This is a genomic window from Campylobacter concisus (genome assembly GCF_902460665.1).
Taxonomy (GTDB): domain Bacteria; phylum Campylobacterota; class Campylobacteria; order Campylobacterales; family Campylobacteraceae; genus Campylobacter_A; species Campylobacter_A concisus_AL.
Window position 1 is genome coordinate 456,356 of the sequence record NZ_CABPUR010000002.1, and the last position, 17,646, is coordinate 474,001.

Annotated in this window: 12 protein-coding genes; 7 read left to right on the top strand and 5 right to left on the bottom strand. The window is 37.2% G+C overall.

Features of this window, described 5'->3' with window-relative positions:
• Positions 1-29: 29 nt before the first annotated feature.
• Positions 30-2,615: a bifunctional aconitate hydratase 2/2-methylisocitrate dehydratase gene (locus tag F3G66_RS05625; protein ID WP_149707416.1), complete on the bottom strand. Its 2,586-nt coding sequence runs from the start codon at positions 2,613-2,615 to the stop codon at positions 30-32.
• 126 nt (positions 2,616-2,741) lie between these two features.
• On the opposite strand from F3G66_RS05625, the gene F3G66_RS05630 reads away from it, so the two are divergent.
• Complete coding sequence (locus F3G66_RS05630) at positions 2,742-3,200, top strand: methylated-DNA--[protein]-cysteine S-methyltransferase (protein ID WP_149707417.1); 459 nt, start codon at positions 2,742-2,744, stop codon at positions 3,198-3,200.
• A gap of 477 nt (positions 3,201-3,677) precedes the next feature.
• Here F3G66_RS05630 and lon read toward each other — a convergent pair whose 3' ends face one another.
• On the bottom strand, positions 3,678-6,095 hold the full coding sequence (lon, locus tag F3G66_RS05635) for an endopeptidase La (RefSeq protein ID WP_149707418.1): 2,418 nt from the start codon (positions 6,093-6,095) through the stop codon (positions 3,678-3,680).
• An 8-nt stretch (positions 6,096-6,103) separates the two neighbouring features.
• Positions 6,104-6,751, bottom strand: a complete 648-nt coding sequence (locus F3G66_RS05640; RefSeq protein ID WP_072594822.1) for an outer membrane protein assembly factor BamD — start codon at positions 6,749-6,751, stop codon at positions 6,104-6,106.
• Between the two features lie 112 nt (positions 6,752-6,863).
• Between F3G66_RS05640 and fliW the strand changes: the two genes are divergently transcribed.
• From fliW to hpf, 6 genes are all read left to right on the top strand, one after another.
• Positions 6,864-7,247: a flagellar assembly protein FliW gene (gene fliW / locus F3G66_RS05645; protein ID WP_021090460.1), complete on the top strand. Its 384-nt coding sequence runs from the start codon at positions 6,864-6,866 to the stop codon at positions 7,245-7,247.
• Between the two features lie 60 nt (positions 7,248-7,307).
• Complete coding sequence (locus F3G66_RS05650; RefSeq protein ID WP_149707419.1) at positions 7,308-11,534, top strand: hypothetical protein; 4,227 nt, start codon at positions 7,308-7,310, stop codon at positions 11,532-11,534.
• Positions 11,528-12,223 (top strand): type II secretion system protein, encoded by a 696-nt coding sequence (locus F3G66_RS05655; protein WP_149707420.1) that lies wholly within the window; start codon positions 11,528-11,530, stop codon positions 12,221-12,223. Before F3G66_RS05650 ends, F3G66_RS05655 begins: the two co-directional genes overlap by 7 nt.
• Positions 12,220-13,236 (top strand): type II secretion system protein, encoded by a 1,017-nt coding sequence (locus F3G66_RS05660; RefSeq protein WP_223154219.1) that lies wholly within the window; start codon positions 12,220-12,222, stop codon positions 13,234-13,236. The genes F3G66_RS05655 and F3G66_RS05660 overlap by 4 nt, the downstream gene beginning before the upstream one ends.
• The gene (locus F3G66_RS05665) at positions 13,233-13,658 is read left to right on the top strand and encodes a hypothetical protein (protein WP_188115833.1); all 426 of its coding nucleotides are present in this window, start codon (positions 13,233-13,235) and stop codon (positions 13,656-13,658) included. Before F3G66_RS05660 ends, F3G66_RS05665 begins: the two co-directional genes overlap by 4 nt.
• 80 nt (positions 13,659-13,738) lie before the next feature.
• A complete protein-coding gene (hpf, locus tag F3G66_RS05670) occupies positions 13,739-14,266 on the top strand; it encodes a ribosome hibernation-promoting factor, HPF/YfiA family (RefSeq protein WP_021090930.1) in 528 nt (175 codons plus the stop codon).
• A gap of 453 nt (positions 14,267-14,719) precedes the next feature.
• Here the strand turns inward: hpf and F3G66_RS05675 are convergent, their stop codons facing one another.
• Together F3G66_RS05675 and F3G66_RS05680 are read right to left on the bottom strand one after the other, a co-directional pair.
• Positions 14,720-15,262 carry a DUF1523 family protein gene (locus F3G66_RS05675; RefSeq protein WP_021090645.1) on the bottom strand — a complete coding sequence of 181 codons (543 nt, stop codon included), beginning with the start codon at positions 15,260-15,262 and terminating at the stop codon, positions 14,720-14,722.
• A gap of 71 nt (positions 15,263-15,333) precedes the next feature.
• A complete protein-coding gene (locus F3G66_RS05680; protein ID WP_021090748.1) occupies positions 15,334-17,565 on the bottom strand; it encodes a nitric-oxide reductase large subunit in 2,232 nt (743 codons plus the stop codon).
• Positions 17,566-17,646 lie beyond the last annotated feature (81 nt).

A 17,646-nucleotide genomic window follows, 5' to 3' on the forward strand; every position in this document is an offset into this window, starting at 1 on the left:
CCTTAAAATTTCGCGATATTGTAACAAATTTATATGCTAAACTCGCTTATTTCATTAAAATTTAGATATTTATAAATTTCATCTTTATTTAAGCTAAGGCTATCTTTTTCTATCTTTTTATATTCATCTACACTTGGTAAACGCCCAAGTAGCGCACAAACAGCGGCTAGCTCGGCACTTCCTAGATAGACCTTCGCGCCCATACCCATTCTGTTATCAAAATTTCTAGTCGAAGTAGAAAATACCACTGCATTATCGTTTACTCTTGCTTGATTGCCCATGCAAAGCGAGCAGCCTGGTACCTCTGTCCTTGCATTTAATCTTTTAAAAATTTCATAAACGCCTTCATCTTCAAGCGTGCTTTTATCCATCTTTGTCGGCGGTGCGATCCAAAGCCTAGTTGTAAGCTTGCTCTCATGCTCCAAAATTCTGGCTAGTGCTCTGTAATGACCTATATTTGTCATACAGCTTCCCACAAAAACTTCATCGATTTTATGCACTCTTTTGTCATCAGCTAAAATTTCACTTAGCGTTGCCACATCGTCTGGGTCATTTGGACACGCCAAAATCGGCTCATCTATCTGCGATAAATCGATCTCCAAAATTTCAGCGTATTTTGCATCTTTATCAGCTCTTAAAAGAGTTGGATTTTCAAGCCACTTTTGCATTTTTTCTTTTCGTCTAAGCAGAGTCTCGCGGCTCTCATAACCAGCTTTTATCATTGCGTCAATTAGCGCAACATTTGAGCGAACATACTCCACAACGCTATCAACGCTTAAATTTACCACGCAAGCCGCTGCCGAGCGCTCAGCCGAAGCGTCACTTAGTTCAAATGCCTGCTCTACTTTTAAGCTCTCTAACCCCTCGATCTCTAAAATTTTACCCGCAAAAATGTTCTTTTTATTTTTCTTTTCAACGCTTAAAAGCCCTTTTTTAATCGCAAAATAAGGTATCGCATTGACAAGATCGCGAAGCGTCACGCCCTCTTTTAGCTTGCCTTTAAATTTGATCAAAACCGACTCTGGCATATTTAGTGGCATCATTCCAAGCACCGCTGCAAACGCCACTAGACCACTTCCCGCTGGAAAACTGATACCGATAGGAAATCTCGTGTGACTATCGCCTCCAGTGCCCACCGTATCAGGCAGCACCATGCGATTTAGCCACGAGTGGATGACGCCATCGCCTGGCTTTAGACTCACACCGCCACGTAAATTTATAAATTTTGGTAAGCTCTCATGCATCACAAGATCGCTTGGCTTTGGATAAGCGGCCGTATGGCAAAAGCTTTGCAAAACAAAATCCGCGCCAAAACTAAGGCTAGCAAGCTCTTTAACCTCATCTCTAGTCATCGGCCCAGTCGTATCTTGCGAGCCAACAGTTAAAATTTCTGGCTCCACGTATGCACCAGCTCTCACGCCAGCCTTGCCACAAGCCTTGCCAACCATCTTTTGAGCGAGTGTATAGCCACCGCCTAGCTCTTTTGGCTGATCTGGCTTTATGAAGATCTGCTCCTCACCAAGCCCCAAGGCCTCTCTGGCCTTTTTTGTCACTTGACGTCCTATCATAAGTGGTATCCTGCCACCCGCTCTTATCTCGTCGCTTAGGGTGTTTGGGCTAAGTTTAAAATTTGCCACGAGCTTTTTCTCGCTGCCAATAAGCTTATAAATTTCGCCTTTAAATGGATAAATTTCTATCTCATCGCCCATCTCAAGCTCATTTACGTTTGCAACTATCGGCAGTGCGCCACTATCTTCAGCGGTATTAAAAAATATAGGAGCTATGGTCGTGCCGATCACGATGCCACCAGTTTTTTTGTTTGGCACGCCCTCTATCTCATCGCCAAGGTGCCACTGGATCGAGTTTATACCGCTCTTTCTGCTGCTGCCAGTGCCAACCACGTCACCAACATACGCCACTTTTTTACCACGAGTTTTAAGTTCTTTTAAAATTTCTAAACCCTCAGACATCTTTTTAACAAGCATTGCTTTTGCGTGAAGTGGTATGTCAGCCCTTGTGTAGGCCTCGCTCGCTGGACTTAGGTCATCAGTATTTGTCTCACCTGGTACTTTAAAAACGACTGCGTTTATACAGGTTTCGATTGGCTTTTTATGCGTAAACCACTCTGCATTTGCCCAAGAAACAAGCACCTCTTTTGCAAATTTATTGTTGCTACTTAGTTTTACTATCTCGTCAAAATATTCATGAACTAGGATGATATTTTTTAGCTCATTTGCCGCAGCATGTGCGATATTTTCATCGCTATTTTTTAGAGATCGCACCAAAATTTCCACGTTATATCCACCAAGCATCTTGCCTAAAATTTTAATAGCACGCATCGCGTCAAGGCCGTTAACAGCAAGCCCGTCTATTACTTCACCAAGAAATGCTGCCTTTATCTTCGCTGCATCATCAACGCCTGGATTGATACGAGTTTCAAGCAAATTTATAAGAAATTTTAGCTCGCTTTGTGCCTTTTCGTCGCAACTAGACTTGCTGGCAAGTTTTATTAGCTCGCAAATTTCGCTTGTTTGCTTGGCATTTAGCGCAAGCGGTGGCACGCCCTCTTTTTCTCGCTCGCTCACATGTTTTTCGTAGTCGGTAAAAAAGCTCATGAAATTCCTTTGTGGTTTTTGCTCGTTATTTTTAGTCTAAAATCGCTAGTTTTGCTTGCATTTTATCAAAAAGCAAAACAAACTAAAGTAAAATTTGTCCAAAATTTCAAATTTCAAGGAGCAAATGTGTCAAAAGCTTACCTAAAATCTCCCATTGGAATTTTGGAGATCATCGCTAGCGAAAATGGAATTTGTGAGATAAATTTTGTAGATAAATTTGAAAAAATAGTGGTAAAAGATGAAAATTTAAGGCTTTGCTTGAATGAGCTAGAGGCTTATTTTAATGGCAAGCTTAAAAAATTTAGCGTAAGGCTTGATATAAAAACAACTAATTTTAGAGCAAAAATTTACGAGGCTTTACAAAAAGTACCATACGGAGAAACGACTACATATGCGGCTCTTGCACTTGCCGTAGGCCACAAAAATGCCTACCGAGCAGCAGGCTCAGCCAATGCTAAAAATCCAGTGCCTATCATCGTCCCTTGTCACAGAGTGCTAGCTAGCAGTGGGCTTGGCGGATACTCGGGCGGTGAGGGCTTGCCAACTAAAATTTGGCTTTTAGAGCATGAAGCAAAGCATAAATAGCTAAAAATTTACAGCAAAATAAAAGTCCGGCAAATTTTAAAGCGAACATTTCTAAAATTTATCAGAGTATTTGAAACGCATGCAGTACTTTAGCGCCATTGAATGCACCTTGAACGTGAGGGATCTAGCGGATTTAAAAAGAAAGATAAGAGGACAGCCTCGTAATTTGAGTCCTCTTGTCTCTCTTTTGAATAAAAAGGAATTTACAAATTTGATCAAGCTGTCTTTACAAATTTTAAAACTTCATTCACTCGCAAGAACTAAAATCTAAATTCGCTTACCACTTAGCTCGAATTTTAGAGCCAAAATTACTCGTTCATGAAATTTTAAAATTTGTTTTTCTAGTATGCTACATGTGCTTATATTGTTTAAATTATTAATTGCTTTTATGCGTTATATGGCTTTTTGTTTGGATTTTAGAATCGTCAAAATTTATAAATTTCCCTAGCCCTAATCTTACTTAGGACTAGAGAAAAATTATTTTTTAGCTACAAGAGCATTTTTTAACACGTCATCGATCGTATCAACGGCGATGATCTTCATATCGGCTTTTACTTCAGCTGGGATATCTACAAGGTCACGATCGTAGTTTTTACGAGGTATCAGAGCTGTTTTGATGCCAGCTTTGTGCGCGGCGATTAGCTTCTCTTTTAGACCACCGATCGGTAGCACTCTACCAGTTAGCGTGATCTCGCCAGTCATTGCGATGTCGTGTTTAACCTTTGTATCAGTTAGTATAGATGCGATCGCGGTTGCCATCGTGATACCAGCACTTGGGCCGTCTTTTGGTACAGCACCCTCTGGCACGTGCAAGTGAAGATCGTAGCGTCTATAAACATCGCTAGCTTCAAGCTTACGCTTATCGTCATCTAGTTTTGGCACGATAGCCATTGGCACTTTTATTTTTTTGTTGTCTATTAGCACTTTAACAACGCTAAATGCGATCTGAGCGCTCTCTTTCATCACGTCACCTAACTGACCAGTGATCTGCATGCTGCCTTTGCCCTGGATCCTTATAGCCTCAATCCTTAACACGTCACCACCGACACTAGTCCACGCAAGGCCATTTACTAGACCTATCTGATCTTTTTTATCAGCTGGCTCGATCTCATAGACCTTTTTCTCTAAAAATTCTTTCAAATTTTTAGCTGTGACACTGATCTTGCTCTCGCTCTTTTTGGTGAGGATGTTTTTGGCGACCTTTCTTAATATATCAGCGATCCTGCGGCGTAAATTTCTCACGCCACTCTCTCTTGTATAGTCGCTGATAATTAGCTCAAGTGCATCTTTGCTTATGCTCACATCACTTGGTTTTAGTCCGTGTTTTTTAAGCTCCTGAGGCAAGAGATATTTCTTAGCGATCTCAAATTTCTCTTGTGGGGTGTATGAGCTAAGCTCGATAAACTCCATCCTGTCGCGAAGTGCGGCCGGGATCATGCTCACGTCATTTGCTGTAGCGATGAAGATGATCTTACTAAGATCGATGTTGAAATTTAGGTAATAATCTCTAAATTTGTTATTTTGCTCAGGATCTAAAATTTCAAGTAAAACTGCGGTCGGATCGCCTCTGTAGCTTCTGCCAACCTTGTCGATCTCATCTAAAACAACCACTGGGTTCATCTGCTTGGCTTCTATGAGACCTTGCACGATACGCCCTGGCATAGCGCCTATATAGGTGCGGCGGTGTCCTCTTAGCTCGTTTACGTCCTCAAGTCCACCAAGTGCAATCCTGACTAGCTCGCGTTTTAGCGCCTTTGCGATCGAGTTTGCGAGGCTTGTTTTACCCACACCTGGAGGGCCTGCAAAGCATAAAATAGCGCCGTTATTTACCTTTTCGCCAACACCTCTAAGCTCCAAAAGCTCGCGTAAAGCAAAATACTCCTCGATGCGCTCTTTTGGCTTCTCTAAGCTATAGTGATCGGCATTTAGGTGCTTGCTCACTTCAGCGATAGATGATTTTTTCTTAGCTACATTTTCAAATGGAATTTCAAGTACCCAGTCAAGGTAGCTTTGTAAGGTATTTGCGTCAGCTGAGTCTGGGTGCATGCGCGAAAGCTTATCTATTTGCTTTTTGATCTCTTTGTAGGCGTCCTCGGCCATAAATTTCTTCTTCGCATCAAGCTTTTTGCGGTACTCTTCAAGCTCCTCTTCACGGCTCGTATCCGCTCCAAGCTCAGCTTGAATTTGCTTTAGCTGCTCTTTTAAAAAGTACTCTTTATTTGTCTTATCGATCTTTGAATGGACTTTATTTTTTATCTCTTTTTGAAGCTTATTTGCCTCAATCTCTTCGATAACGTAGTCGATGAGCTTTAGTAGGCGTTGCTCTAAATTTTCCTCGACAAAAAAGCTATATGCGATCTGTTTTTTTAAGCGAAGTGCACTTGAGACGAGATCGCAAACCCTGATCGCTTCAGCACTCTCTTCTATCGTTTTTAAAAGATCAGGCGGGAAAAAATGGCTAAACTGCGAAAGCTCTCTTACTTTTTCTCTTAAAACCACTATGAGTGCGTCAGTTTTGACCTGCGATGGGCGCTTGACGTGGAGCATATCGACAATGCCACGGAGCGGATTTATGCCTGATTGTTTTAAAATTTTACCTTTATCGATGCCCTGAAATAGTACTTTTACGCGTCCATCAGGTAGTGGCACACGGCGCATTATCGTGCCGATCACGCCAGCATCATAGATACCATCAAAGTCTCTAGCACCGTCTTGCTGAGGCTTTGTAGGCACCACAAGGATCGGAGTCTCTTCTTGTATGGCGAGTTCAAGTGCCTTTAAATTTTCATCATCGCTTAAAAAAAGCGGAGTTATCATAAATGGATATAAAAATAGCTCGTCCTCAACGATAATAGGAATTTCAGTTGGGAAGCCTTTATTTTCGTTTATTTGCAAAATTTCTCCTATTCAAACAGTTTTCTATACCATGCTACATCAGGCTTGATAAGGTCAGAATTTCTAAACGGTGACTCTTCAAGTTTTTGCTCGTAAATTTTGGCCGAAACATCACGACCAGTCCTATTGTAAAGATCAGCTATTTGCATATCTAGGAAATAAAGTGCGAGTTTGAATTTAATAAGCATAGTCTCGATAAGTGGCTTATATTCAGTATTTGGATACATATAAAGAAATTTCTCGATCTCTGTTACGCTATCTTCCATAAGCTTTTGGTTGCGGTTTGGCTGAGTGAATGAGTCAAAATTTGCTTTTATCTTTAGATACTGAGCAAACTCTGTTTTTGGGCCATTGTCGCCATATCTTTTGATATACTCGTCAAGATAGTGATTTGCCATAAGATACTCTTCATCATTTGCGTGAGCTTGGGCAAGGATAAGTAAAATTTGCTCTAAAAGTGGGCTTGCTACGTGTTCGCTTGCCATTGAAACATAGTGTTTATCAGCCGCTTCAAGATCACCATCTTTTATATCAGCGATAACCTGAGCATACCACTCATCAGGAGTTAGATTGTAAAGCTCGGTATATTTTTCAGCACAACCACTAAAAAGCCCTAAAAGAGCTACAACTGCTAGAAATTTAGAAAATCTTTTCATGCTTTTCCTTAAAAAGTTTAAATCCTCGTATTCTACATTTTTTGGCATTATTTTTGTATAAATTTTTTAAAACTATGATAAAATACAGCAATTTTACAAAATAGGAGTTAGTATGATTTTTAGTGTTAAAAGCCCTATTTTAGGCTTTGAGCATATCAAGACGATGGAGTTAATTGAACTTGATAAATTTTTTGTTAAGCTAGCGAGCAAAGATGACGAGACATCTTTTACAATGATAAATCCTTTTGCATTAAGAAGCTACGAATTCGATATTCCAAGCTATTATGAAGATCTTATGGAGATTAAAGAAAGCTCTCAACTTAGAATTTATAACATTATCGTTGTTGCACTCCCGCTTGAAAAATCAACTGTAAATTTTGTAGCTCCTATCGTTTGCAATATGGACAATATGACCTTATCTCAAGTCGTTTTAGACATTGCCAAATATCCTCAGTATGGGCAAGCTGAAATGATAGAAAATTTTATACAAAAATAGTAGCTAAAAGCTTTTAAAAATCTAAGGAGAGATTTTTTATTGTTATTTAGAGGATTTGTTGTGAAGATAGCATACTTACTCTGTTTTATTGTCACATTTGGTTTTTGTGCACCCAGAGCTTGTACGATAGCAGAAGCAGCATCTATTGGTTGTAGTGGAGCAAATTATTCTTGCTTTATAGACGCTGAAGAGTACCAAGACAACTCTTCTAAAAATATCCCACATTGCATAAGAAAATCTGATAGAACCTGGACGATAGATACCAATAGCTTTTCTTCAGGTGTAGCACAAGATCATTATCATATTTATGCAAAACAATTTTCTCCATGGGGATATGGGCTATTAACTGGTATGTGGGATGATAATTCTAAAGGGTTAAGACAAAGATCAATAAATGGAAATCTAAATACCAGAGTAAATGGAGATATAGCTACCATTGGTGCTACTATTATGATTCCACAATACGCTGGATATAATTTTGTTCCAGATCCATCTAACGTAACAAGAACATCATCTACAGCCGATAGAATATTTTTAGATACTGGTAATTTTTCGCCTAGCAATTACACACTTTGTCAAACAACATATATTTATAATCCTAGCAAGCATCCTTATTGTAAAAATTCATCCTCTTCCACATTTGATTTTAGTGAGAAAAATACCTTTATACAAAATAATTTAAAAGGCAAAAACGTAGTCTATGCCAGGCTTTACTGGGGTGGCTCTCTTTATCAAAACTGGGCAATAAAAAATCTTGGGTCAAATTTATATGTAAGTGCTTTAAATTACATAAAAGGATATAGCAGGATTGATTTTAAAGCTCCTGGAAAAAATGTAATCACAATAGATGCTGATCCAAAAGATGTTTTTTGGTTTGGCTCATTTAGTGAGTATAAACCAAAATCAATGACTCTTGAATCATATAATCAAAACGAGTCCAATAGCTACTATGTAAAAGCTGGAATAAACTACCAATATGTAGCAAGCGCTGATGTAACAGATATAGTTAGAGATTCTCTTGGCACTAGCGAGTCAGATAGGACATTTTATGCTGGCAATATCAGATCAACTACGATTCCCTTTAGTGATGGATTTATAGACCCAAATGATGGCATATATAAGGTAAACAACTCTACTAATAGAAAACTAAAAAAAACATACGGCACGCTACTATTCTCACCAGTTCAAGGGCAAAATGGCTACTGGATACAATCCATTGCACCACAATTTGCGGCTTGGAGTTTAGTCATCATTTATGACTTTGATGATAAAACCGCTGCAGCAAACAATATAGAGCCAAAGCTTGTTAGTATATTTGATGGATTAGAAAGACTTGCAGCAGACTGGATGAAGTCAAGCGATCCATTTGGTACTGTAAAGAGCTCAACCATAGATGTAAAATTTGAAAATATCTACACACCAAAAGCAGGAAATATAGATGCTTCGCTCACAATGTTTTCATTTGGCGGCAAGCCAGAAACAAAGGGTGAAGATATTAAGATAAAAAAAGGTGGCAGCTATCAGAGTATCACCAGCGGATATAACGCACAAGGCGATCAGTTTAACTCAACTATGACAAAATTTGGACAACTTATAAATCCAGGTAAAAAATTTCACTCTCAAGCAGACTTAGATATATTTGATATATCGGACAAAATGTCATATGCTCAAAAAGAAGCGGATATAAAATTTACAGTTACAACGATTAAAAGCTCAGGCGGTGCTAATGTTGTAAGTGCTGACCGTATAAATTTAGCTCTAGTTGGCTTTTCTTCTCGTATATATAAACCAGATGTTTGCTACATGGAATATATTTATGCAAAAAAACCTAGCGATAGTACTTTTACAAAGGTGCAAGAAAATACTCCAACAGTAGTGCCAGCAAATACTATTTTAAAAACTTTCGTTGAAGTTACAAATAATACTAATGAAGCTGCCCAAGACTTTGCGCTAAAAGCCACAATAGATCCAAGCCAAATTTATAATCCAAACTCAACTTACATTTACGCAGATAAAGCATCGCAAGGACCTAGTGATCTACTTACTATGTCAGGACAGGTACACTATAACGACAACACAGGCCTGCAGCAATTAAGCGGAAATGACTTAACTTTTTATTTAGGACAAGGTGCTGCTGCAAATAAGGGTGGAGAAATGCTAATTCATCAAGGCAACTACGCTTATGCCATATATGAAACTACCCTTAAGTCTAAATTTGAGCCAAATAGTTACAAAGCCACGGTTGCAAATGCTGATATAAATTTACAACCCTATGACACATACATAAGAAGATGTAGTAATCAAAATTACAACATTACTTTAGGCGTCAGTGCCAGTCCAAATAATTTCGTCGCAAGTAATAGACAAGACGATGGCTCAGCGACTTTTAAAACTAAATTTAAAAATAGACTTCTAACTAAAATCGTTTCTACGCCATTTAATGTCTATATCACAAACTATGATACAGATGGCAATAAAAAAGTACCAGATGCTCCAGTAGATGTAAAAGTAGAGTTGGTCGAGTCTTGCAATGCTCCAACAAATTTATATGAACAAGATATAACTTTTAATGGCGTAACTGATATTTTGTTATCAGGCATTAGTATTGACAGAGCCTATAAAAGCATAAAATTTAGAATCTCTCATCTTGATCCAGTGACAAATACTACAAAGGTTGAATGCGAAAAATTAGATGATTTTGCCATAAGACCAAGCCACTTTAGAATATGGGATACTAAGAAGAATGCGATCAATAATAATAATAATAATAATGTTTTAATAGGTGGCGAAATTTATAATGACATTGCTCTTGCGGCTATGAAACCTCTTGATAGTGGCTTAGCAAATGGCTATATAAATAACATAAGTGGCTCAAATGGAGAGATAAAACTTGTACCAGCATATAGTGCGACTTGCGATCCTAGCATTATAGAGAGCGAGAACAAACTAAGCGTAGATTTTAACGATCCAAATAAAGCATTGGGTAAAATTTTCCGTCACACATCAAGTGGACCTGTTGGCTTTTCTTACTCAGATATAGGTGATACATATTTTTATGTATTAGACAAAGACTATACAGCAACTGATCAACATACACCATCAAGAGCTGATGATTGTGTAAAAAACTCAATTAGCAACGATCCGTCACAAGATACTGCTCAAGAAGGAAGGATCGGATGCAATATAAAGCTAGAAGGTAATAGAGATTATTTATTTAGACCAAAAGATATACAAATAAGCAAGTTAAAGATAACAAAAGATAGCGATATAACATACCTTGATAATGAAGGCATACAAAAAGCAAAGCTTGACTTTGAAGTAACTGCTAGACTGTTTAACGATGATCCTGCAAAACTTTATAATGAAGATTGCTATGCAAAGAATATGAACTTTGATATAAAGCTAGATAGAGTTCCTTTAAATTTTACAGATAACGATGGCAATGCCGGTACATTAGCAAAAGCAAATGAAGAAATTTTATTTTTTGAAATTCCTGGCTCAAATACTAGAAAAGCAATAGATCCAAGTGCTACAAAATCAACATTTTATGTAGAAAAAAATACTTTTGTAAATGGCGTAGGCAAAGGTGAAGTATATTTTAATTTTGAAAGAAAAGTAAATCATGCTAAAAATCCTTTTACTATTTCGAGTAATGATTTTAGCTTTAGCGGTATGTCAGACAGCACCGATACAGTAAAAAAATATGAAAAACCAGCAACAGAAACGACAGCAAAATTTTACTTTGGTAGGGTTTATGCACCATTTTATGAAGGGCTTTATAGCGGCTTTTATGCCAAAATTTATTATGGTGCCTACTGCGATGGATGCAATAAAAATATCTATATGAAAGATAATGGCAAACTGTGGCAAGACTTTCCAGCTGCACCATTTTGGGCTACCAATCCAAAACACAATGCAGGAGTACTTAACTATCATGACTTTAGCTTTACAAACACTTACAGCGGTACTGTTTTAAGAAATGATGTAAGTAGCATAAGCAATGGCGAGCAAATAATTTTTATAAGAAACCCTTCAGCGGTTACTGATGTGGCTAAAATGAGAGCACCTAGCTGGCTTCTTTATAGTGAATTTGATGAGAAAACTGAAACAAATAATTTCAATCTAAATTTTCTAGTACCAAATGGCGAATGGGCTGGTAAAGTCCTAAATAGTAACAATATAGAAGATAAAACGAGCGGTGCAGTTGGAGGTTTTATAGGAGTAAAATCTAATAGTGATAGTAACCTAGATATAAGTGACAAGACAAACAGGAGAATAGAGTGGTAAAAAGAGGTGGCTTTTCATTGATAGAGCTTATCTTGTCAGTACTTGTAGTAGCCATAGTAAGTGCAAGCCTGCCACTAGCGGTAAGAACTACTTCAAATTTAAGCGAGCAATCCTTAATGCAAGAAGGACTAATGAATGCTAAAACTTATATGTCATTAATATTAAAAGCACCATTTAGTGATCAAGTCTTAATAGCAGGTAAAAATACCATGCCATCTTCTATAACTACTCAAGAGGCTATAATTTTTCCTCTTATTATCTGCGACCAAGGGGCAAATCCAGATTTTTATGAAAAAAGCGGTGTAAAAGGAGAGGGACATAGGATACTTGCATATCCAGTGCAAAATTCATCTGCATGTGCTACAAGGCCTAATGATTCAAAGCTTCCAGAATCAATCAAAAGCGTAAATTTTAAAGTAAAATCTATCAAAAATTTCAATACTCAAAAATCCATCTCACCAACTGCTAGCACTACTAAACGCGACTTTATCATAGATACAGAGACGACTCCAACTATAACAAATGGAGCTTATAAATTTGTAGTTAGCACTCCTTTAAATGATAGTGACGTTTTACAGATAAAGCTAGATACGACTATGAAAACTACAAAAGAGAGCAAAAGCGTACTTTATGGATATGCCTTTAATATAGGTGAAAGCAGTACTCTAAGTGTAAAAGAATGGAAATGAAAAAAACAAAAAAAGCTTTTACATTAATTGAGCTAATAATAGTCATCACCGTACTTGGTGTTATCTCACTTATGAGCTTTAACACGTTTATGAATTTATATCAAAACTATTTTCAAAGCAAAGTAATAAACGAACTAGAAACACAAAGCGAAATCGCTCTAGAGCAAATTTCAATGCTACTTAGCCACAGAATCAAACAAAGCGTTATCGCTAGGAAAAAAAATGGAGATTATCTAGCCCTAAATGATAGTGGCGTAAATTTAAGTAGTGACTTTGAAATTTTAGAATTTATCCCAGCTGCTTATGAGCTATTTGATGGCATCAACGAATATAAAGGAGATGATACTAACGGAGATCCTATCATCGAAGAAGGCATATATAGCGGATATGTAGATCTTGCAAATAGTTCTATTGCAAATGGATTAAAAAGTCCTGGAAGCAAATTTAATGACGCTTTTAGAAACGGCGTAATGGACTTGACCTGCGAAAATGATAGCGATGAAGAAGATACAAATAGCGGCTCTAGGTGCATAAACGCCGATAATGAAAATGGTGGTTTAGTGGCGATATTTTCTAGAATACTTTATAGAGTTGGTAGCAGCTTTGGCTATCAAGAAAATTTAGACCAAAGGCACTTAGATATCGCAAAAGTTGGCATACAATCAATCGACACGCTTAAAATTTCAAGTGATTTTAAAAATAAAAAAATTTCAGAGCAGTATAAGCTAGCTTACACAGCCATTGCCATAGCACCAGCTGAGCAAAGTGCCGAGGATATACAAAATGGCTCTTTTGACCTTAAAATTTACTACAATTATAGGCCATGGCTAAATGAAAGCTTTAAAAAATTTAGCCCAACATCTACAAAGGCTATCAAAGCCGAAAGTGCGACACTAGCTAAACACGTAACAAGATTTGTCTTTACAGAAAAAAATGGTGTCATCGCGCTAAAGCTCTGCCTTAAAGCAGAAAAATCAGAAATAACCATTTGTAAATCAAAGGCAGTTTATTGATGAGAAAAGGATTTACGTTAATAGCAGCGATATTTTTTCTAGTTGTAGCAGCTTCTATCAGTACTCTTGCCATTTCGATAGCTAGCACATCAGCTAGACAAAGCAGTGAAATTTATCTAAGGGAGCAAGCACAACTCGTTGCTCAAGCAGCAGCAGAGTATGCGATGTTTGAAATTTTTAGAACCGATTTCTCAAATAAATGCCTAGATAAAGTAAATGGGGAATTTAACGATATGTTCGACTTTAAAGTAAAAATAACTTACTTTGGCGATATCGGCATATGCACTCCACCGACCATCATGCCAGGGACAAACGGAGTCGCAAGTACTGGCAACATGATCTTTGATGTTTTTGTAACATCAAAAGATAAAAAAACGCCAAATCCTATAAATTTTCACAAACGAACTCTTCAGAAACTTTAAAATTTTATAAAGATTTTAGTTTAATTTGTTTTTAGTTTTAGCGTGTTATAATCATCTTACTTTCTATAAAGGAGATTACGATGAACATAAGCATTGTAGGAAAACAATTTGAGCTAACAGAGCCAATCAAAAACTATATCCAAGACGCTTTTGATACGCTTGGCAAATACAATCTCGACATCATCTCAGCAAGATGTGTTGTAGCAGCCGATGAAAAACAAGGAAAAAAAGGCTTTAATGCAGAATTTTCTCTAAATATGGCCCATAAAGACACCATAGTCGTTCGCCAAAAAGATAAAGATCTTTACGCTGCGATCGATCTTGCTATCGAAAAAGCATCAAAAGTTTTAAGAAGAGAGCATGATAAGAAATTTACCGTAAAAGGCAAGGCTGACGACAAAGAATTTCGCTCAAGAATAGGAGAAGAAAAGATCGAAGGTGTCGAGGAGATCGTACCTATGGAACTTGAAATTTATAAACCACTTGAGGTCGAAGAAGCACTTGAAAAACTAAAATCAAGCGATAAACAATTTTATGTATTTAACGATGTTGACGCAAAAATGCGTGTGATCTACAAAAGAACAGACGGAACTTTCGGTCTTTACTAAAATTAGGGGCAGCTTTGCCCCTAAAATTTATACCGACCCACTATAAATTTCTTCCTATAGTCCAAAACACTGCTTACAAAGACTGCTACGCCAGCAAAATGGCTTTAAATTTTCAAAAATATAATAGACATCCTTGCGTAAGATAGATCTAGATACAAGAAGGCTTCCCTGTAAGTCATTTTAAGAAGATCTTAGCAAACTAAAACTAGGTCACAACTGATTAATGGCAAGGCAAAGAATTAAATGCCATAAAAAAAGTGGGTGGTTTTCTTAAAAATAATCTAGATGTAGAATTTTATTTTATGGACTGGGAAAGAATAGAGGAATACGGCGATGGCATAGCAGAGCAAACGAGCTAAAAATACTTGATAGCACTAGAAATTTTTAAGGATAAAAGAGGGACAAAGCTCTCTTTTTGATTTTTAAAATATCAAATAGCTAAAAAAATACTATCTATTTCTCTAAATTTTCACTAGTTTTTGGTCTAAAGGCCTTATTTATCTTTCTTATCCAAATGATTAGTGAGATAAACAAGATAAAGTAAAATACATAGCTAGCTACCGGCCAACTAGTATCTGTGCCGCTTTCTTTTAGTGAGATGACATTTCTAAACTCTTGAAGCATAGAAATTCTATATCCATAATATTTTACAGTTACGTTTTTATCGCTATTTGCAAAGCCCTGGGCCTTGGCTTGTACATCAGCTGAGTTAAATTTAAAATAAAACGGAAATCCCCATGCAGTATCTTCATTTCTATAAGCCATGACTTTATTTGAATTATTAGAATCTTTAGTATAGATAAAATAAACATCTCTGGTAGGGCCATCAGCCGGATTTTTAGCATCGATGATGCCATCTTTGTCCATACGTTTGACATCGCCACCTGTGATTTGTACATTTGCATAGTGTGGAAACGAATAATCAACTACAAGTGCCAAAAAAGAGTGTAAGAGTACGATAAAAATAACGCAAATTCTTTTAAAAAATGTAATCATTTCTTTCCTTTTAAATTTGCGTTATTTTATGAAAAGATAGCTTAATAAAGGGGCAAAATACCCCTTTAGTTTTAAGCTTTTTTATTAAGCATAAATTTTAGAAGTTGTGCAAGGAAGCTGATTCCACCGATTATTAAAATCGTATCGCCAATCATTCTTACCCATCTTAAATTTTGCAAGTGTGATTGTTGTAAAAGCTCAGCGCTTCTTGCATACCACATACCATGCTCTAGGCTTGCAAATGCTTGATAAATTCCTATTGGAAGTAGTGAAAGCACGATCATTAGCATAAGGCCTATATTTAAGCCCCAAAAACCTACTTTCATAAGTTTTTCATCAAATTCTTGACCTTTGAATAGATAAGTAGCTACTAGCCAAACAAATCCAAGTGCCAAAAATCCATAAACACCAAATAGCGCAGCATGTCCGTGAACTGGAGTCGTATTTAGGCCTTGGATATAAAATAGTGAAATTGGAGGATTGATTAAAAATCCAAATACACCAGCACCTAACATATTCCAAAAAGCAACTGCAATAAAGCAGTAAAGTGGCCATTTTAATGTCTTAGCCCAAGTTTGAGCAAACTGAAGTCTGTAATGCTCATAAGCTTCAGCACCAAGCAATACAAGAGGAACTACTTCAAGTGCTGAGAAGCTAGCGCCAACTGCCATTATAGGTGTCGTAGTGCCCGCAAAATATAAGTGGTGGAAAGTTCCTGGAATTCCGCCTACCAAGAAAAGTGATGCACTCGCAAGTGTTGAAAACGTAGCAAATCTCTTTGAAACAAGACCAAGACTAACAAACACAAAAGCAAGTGAAGCGGTAGCAAAGACCTCAAAAAAGCCTTCAACCCAAAGGTGTACAACCCACCAGCGCCAGTATTCCATCACTGGAAGTGGACTTCTTTGACCGTAAAATAATCCTGCTCCGTAAAATAATCCAACTGCAACGGCTGAAGCTGCAAAGATAGCAAGTAAATTTTTATCACCTTTGTTCTTAAATCCGCCAATAAATCCGCGAAGTAAAAGTAGCATCCAAATGACAAGACCAACAAATAAAATAATTTGCCAAACACGTCCAAGCTCGATATATTCATATCCTTGGTGTCCAAACCAGAAGCTTAAATTTATAGGCATAATATTTGCGATCGCTAAATACTCGCCAGCAAAACTGCCAACCACAAGGATTAGTAGTGCGTAAAATAATAAATCTACGCCAAGTTTTTGGAATTTTGGATCTTTACCGCCATTTATAATAGGTGCTAGAAAAAGACCGCCTGCCAAAAATCCTGTCGCAATCCAGAAAATACTAGCCTGAATGTGCCATGTTCTAGCAAGTGAATAAGGAATATAAGCTGATAAATTTATACCGTAAAATTCTTGTCCTTCTACTGTATAGTGAGCTGTAAAGCCGCCTATTAAAATTTGGAATGCAAAAAGAGCCAAAGTTACAAAAAGATATTTTTTAAGAGCTTTTTGAGATGGAGTTAGGCTTAATTTACTAAGCGGATCCTCGCTAATAGCTTCCAACTTTTCATCATCTTTTTTGCCATAAAAAGAGCTAAACCAAACAAGAAATCCAATACCAGCAATAAGTATTACAACGCTTGCGATTGACCAAAAGATATTTTCGCTTGTTGGTACATTATCGATTAGTGGCTCATGTGGCCAGTTATTTGTGTATGTAGCATCGCTATTAGGTCTATTTGCTGCGGTTGCCCAGGCTGACCAGAAGAAAAAGTTATTAAGATCATCTCTATCAGAAGCATTTGGAAGAGTATTTTCTTTCATCGCATAAGCTTCTCTTAAAGATTTAAACTTAGGGTCATTTCCAAAAAGTGATGAATACTCTTGGCTTACTTGTTTCATAGCCTTTAATCTATCGCTGCTAAGTACGATTTTATCGTCTTTTACGCCATTTTCTCGGTACTCTTTTTTAAGTAGAACTTTTAGATTTGCCTTTTGCTCATCATTTAAATCAGCATATTTTGAGTGATAAATTTCATCTGCTTTTAACTCTAAAAATATAACTAACTCTTTGTGAAGCCAGTCCGCACTCCAATCAGGTGCTTGATATGCGCCATGCCCCCAAACAGAGCCAACTTGCATACCTCCTATGCTTTGCCAGGCCTCTTGACCTTTATAGATACTCTCTTTGTCGATAACGACATTGCCATTCTCATCTGTAAAATTTACAACTGGTGGCGAGCTTCTATAAACTTCAACGCCGTAGTAGCCTAAAATACTAAAGCAAATTACTAGTACTGCAACAAGTGCTAGCCAATACTTTTTGTATTCACGCATTGATTCTCCTTTTTTTTAAAAATTTTAAGGCGAAGTTTATCTCATTTTAAAAAAGCAGCTAATGATATATGTCAATAAAAG

What these genes read in the sequence shown, in the direction of transcription:
- F3G66_RS05625 (WP_149707416.1), bottom strand. Translation starts at nt 2,615, where the DNA reads ATGAGCTTTTTTACCGACTACGAAAAACATGTGAGCGAGCGAGAAAAA.
- F3G66_RS05640 (WP_072594822.1), bottom strand. Translation starts at nt 6,751, where the DNA reads ATGAAAAGATTTTCTAAATTTCTAGCAGTTGTAGCTCTTTTAGGGCTT.
- fliW (WP_021090460.1), top strand. Translation starts at nt 6,864, where the DNA reads ATGATTTTTAGTGTTAAAAGCCCTATTTTAGGCTTTGAGCATATCAAG.
- F3G66_RS05660 (WP_223154219.1), top strand. Translation starts at nt 12,220, where the DNA reads ATGAAAAAAACAAAAAAAGCTTTTACATTAATTGAGCTAATAATAGTC.
- hpf (WP_021090930.1), top strand. Translation starts at nt 13,739, where the DNA reads ATGAACATAAGCATTGTAGGAAAACAATTTGAGCTAACAGAGCCAATC.
- F3G66_RS05675 (WP_021090645.1), bottom strand. Translation starts at nt 15,262, where the DNA reads ATGATTACATTTTTTAAAAGAATTTGCGTTATTTTTATCGTACTCTTA.
- F3G66_RS05680 (WP_021090748.1), bottom strand. Translation starts at nt 17,565, where the DNA reads ATGCGTGAATACAAAAAGTATTGGCTAGCACTTGTTGCAGTACTAGTA.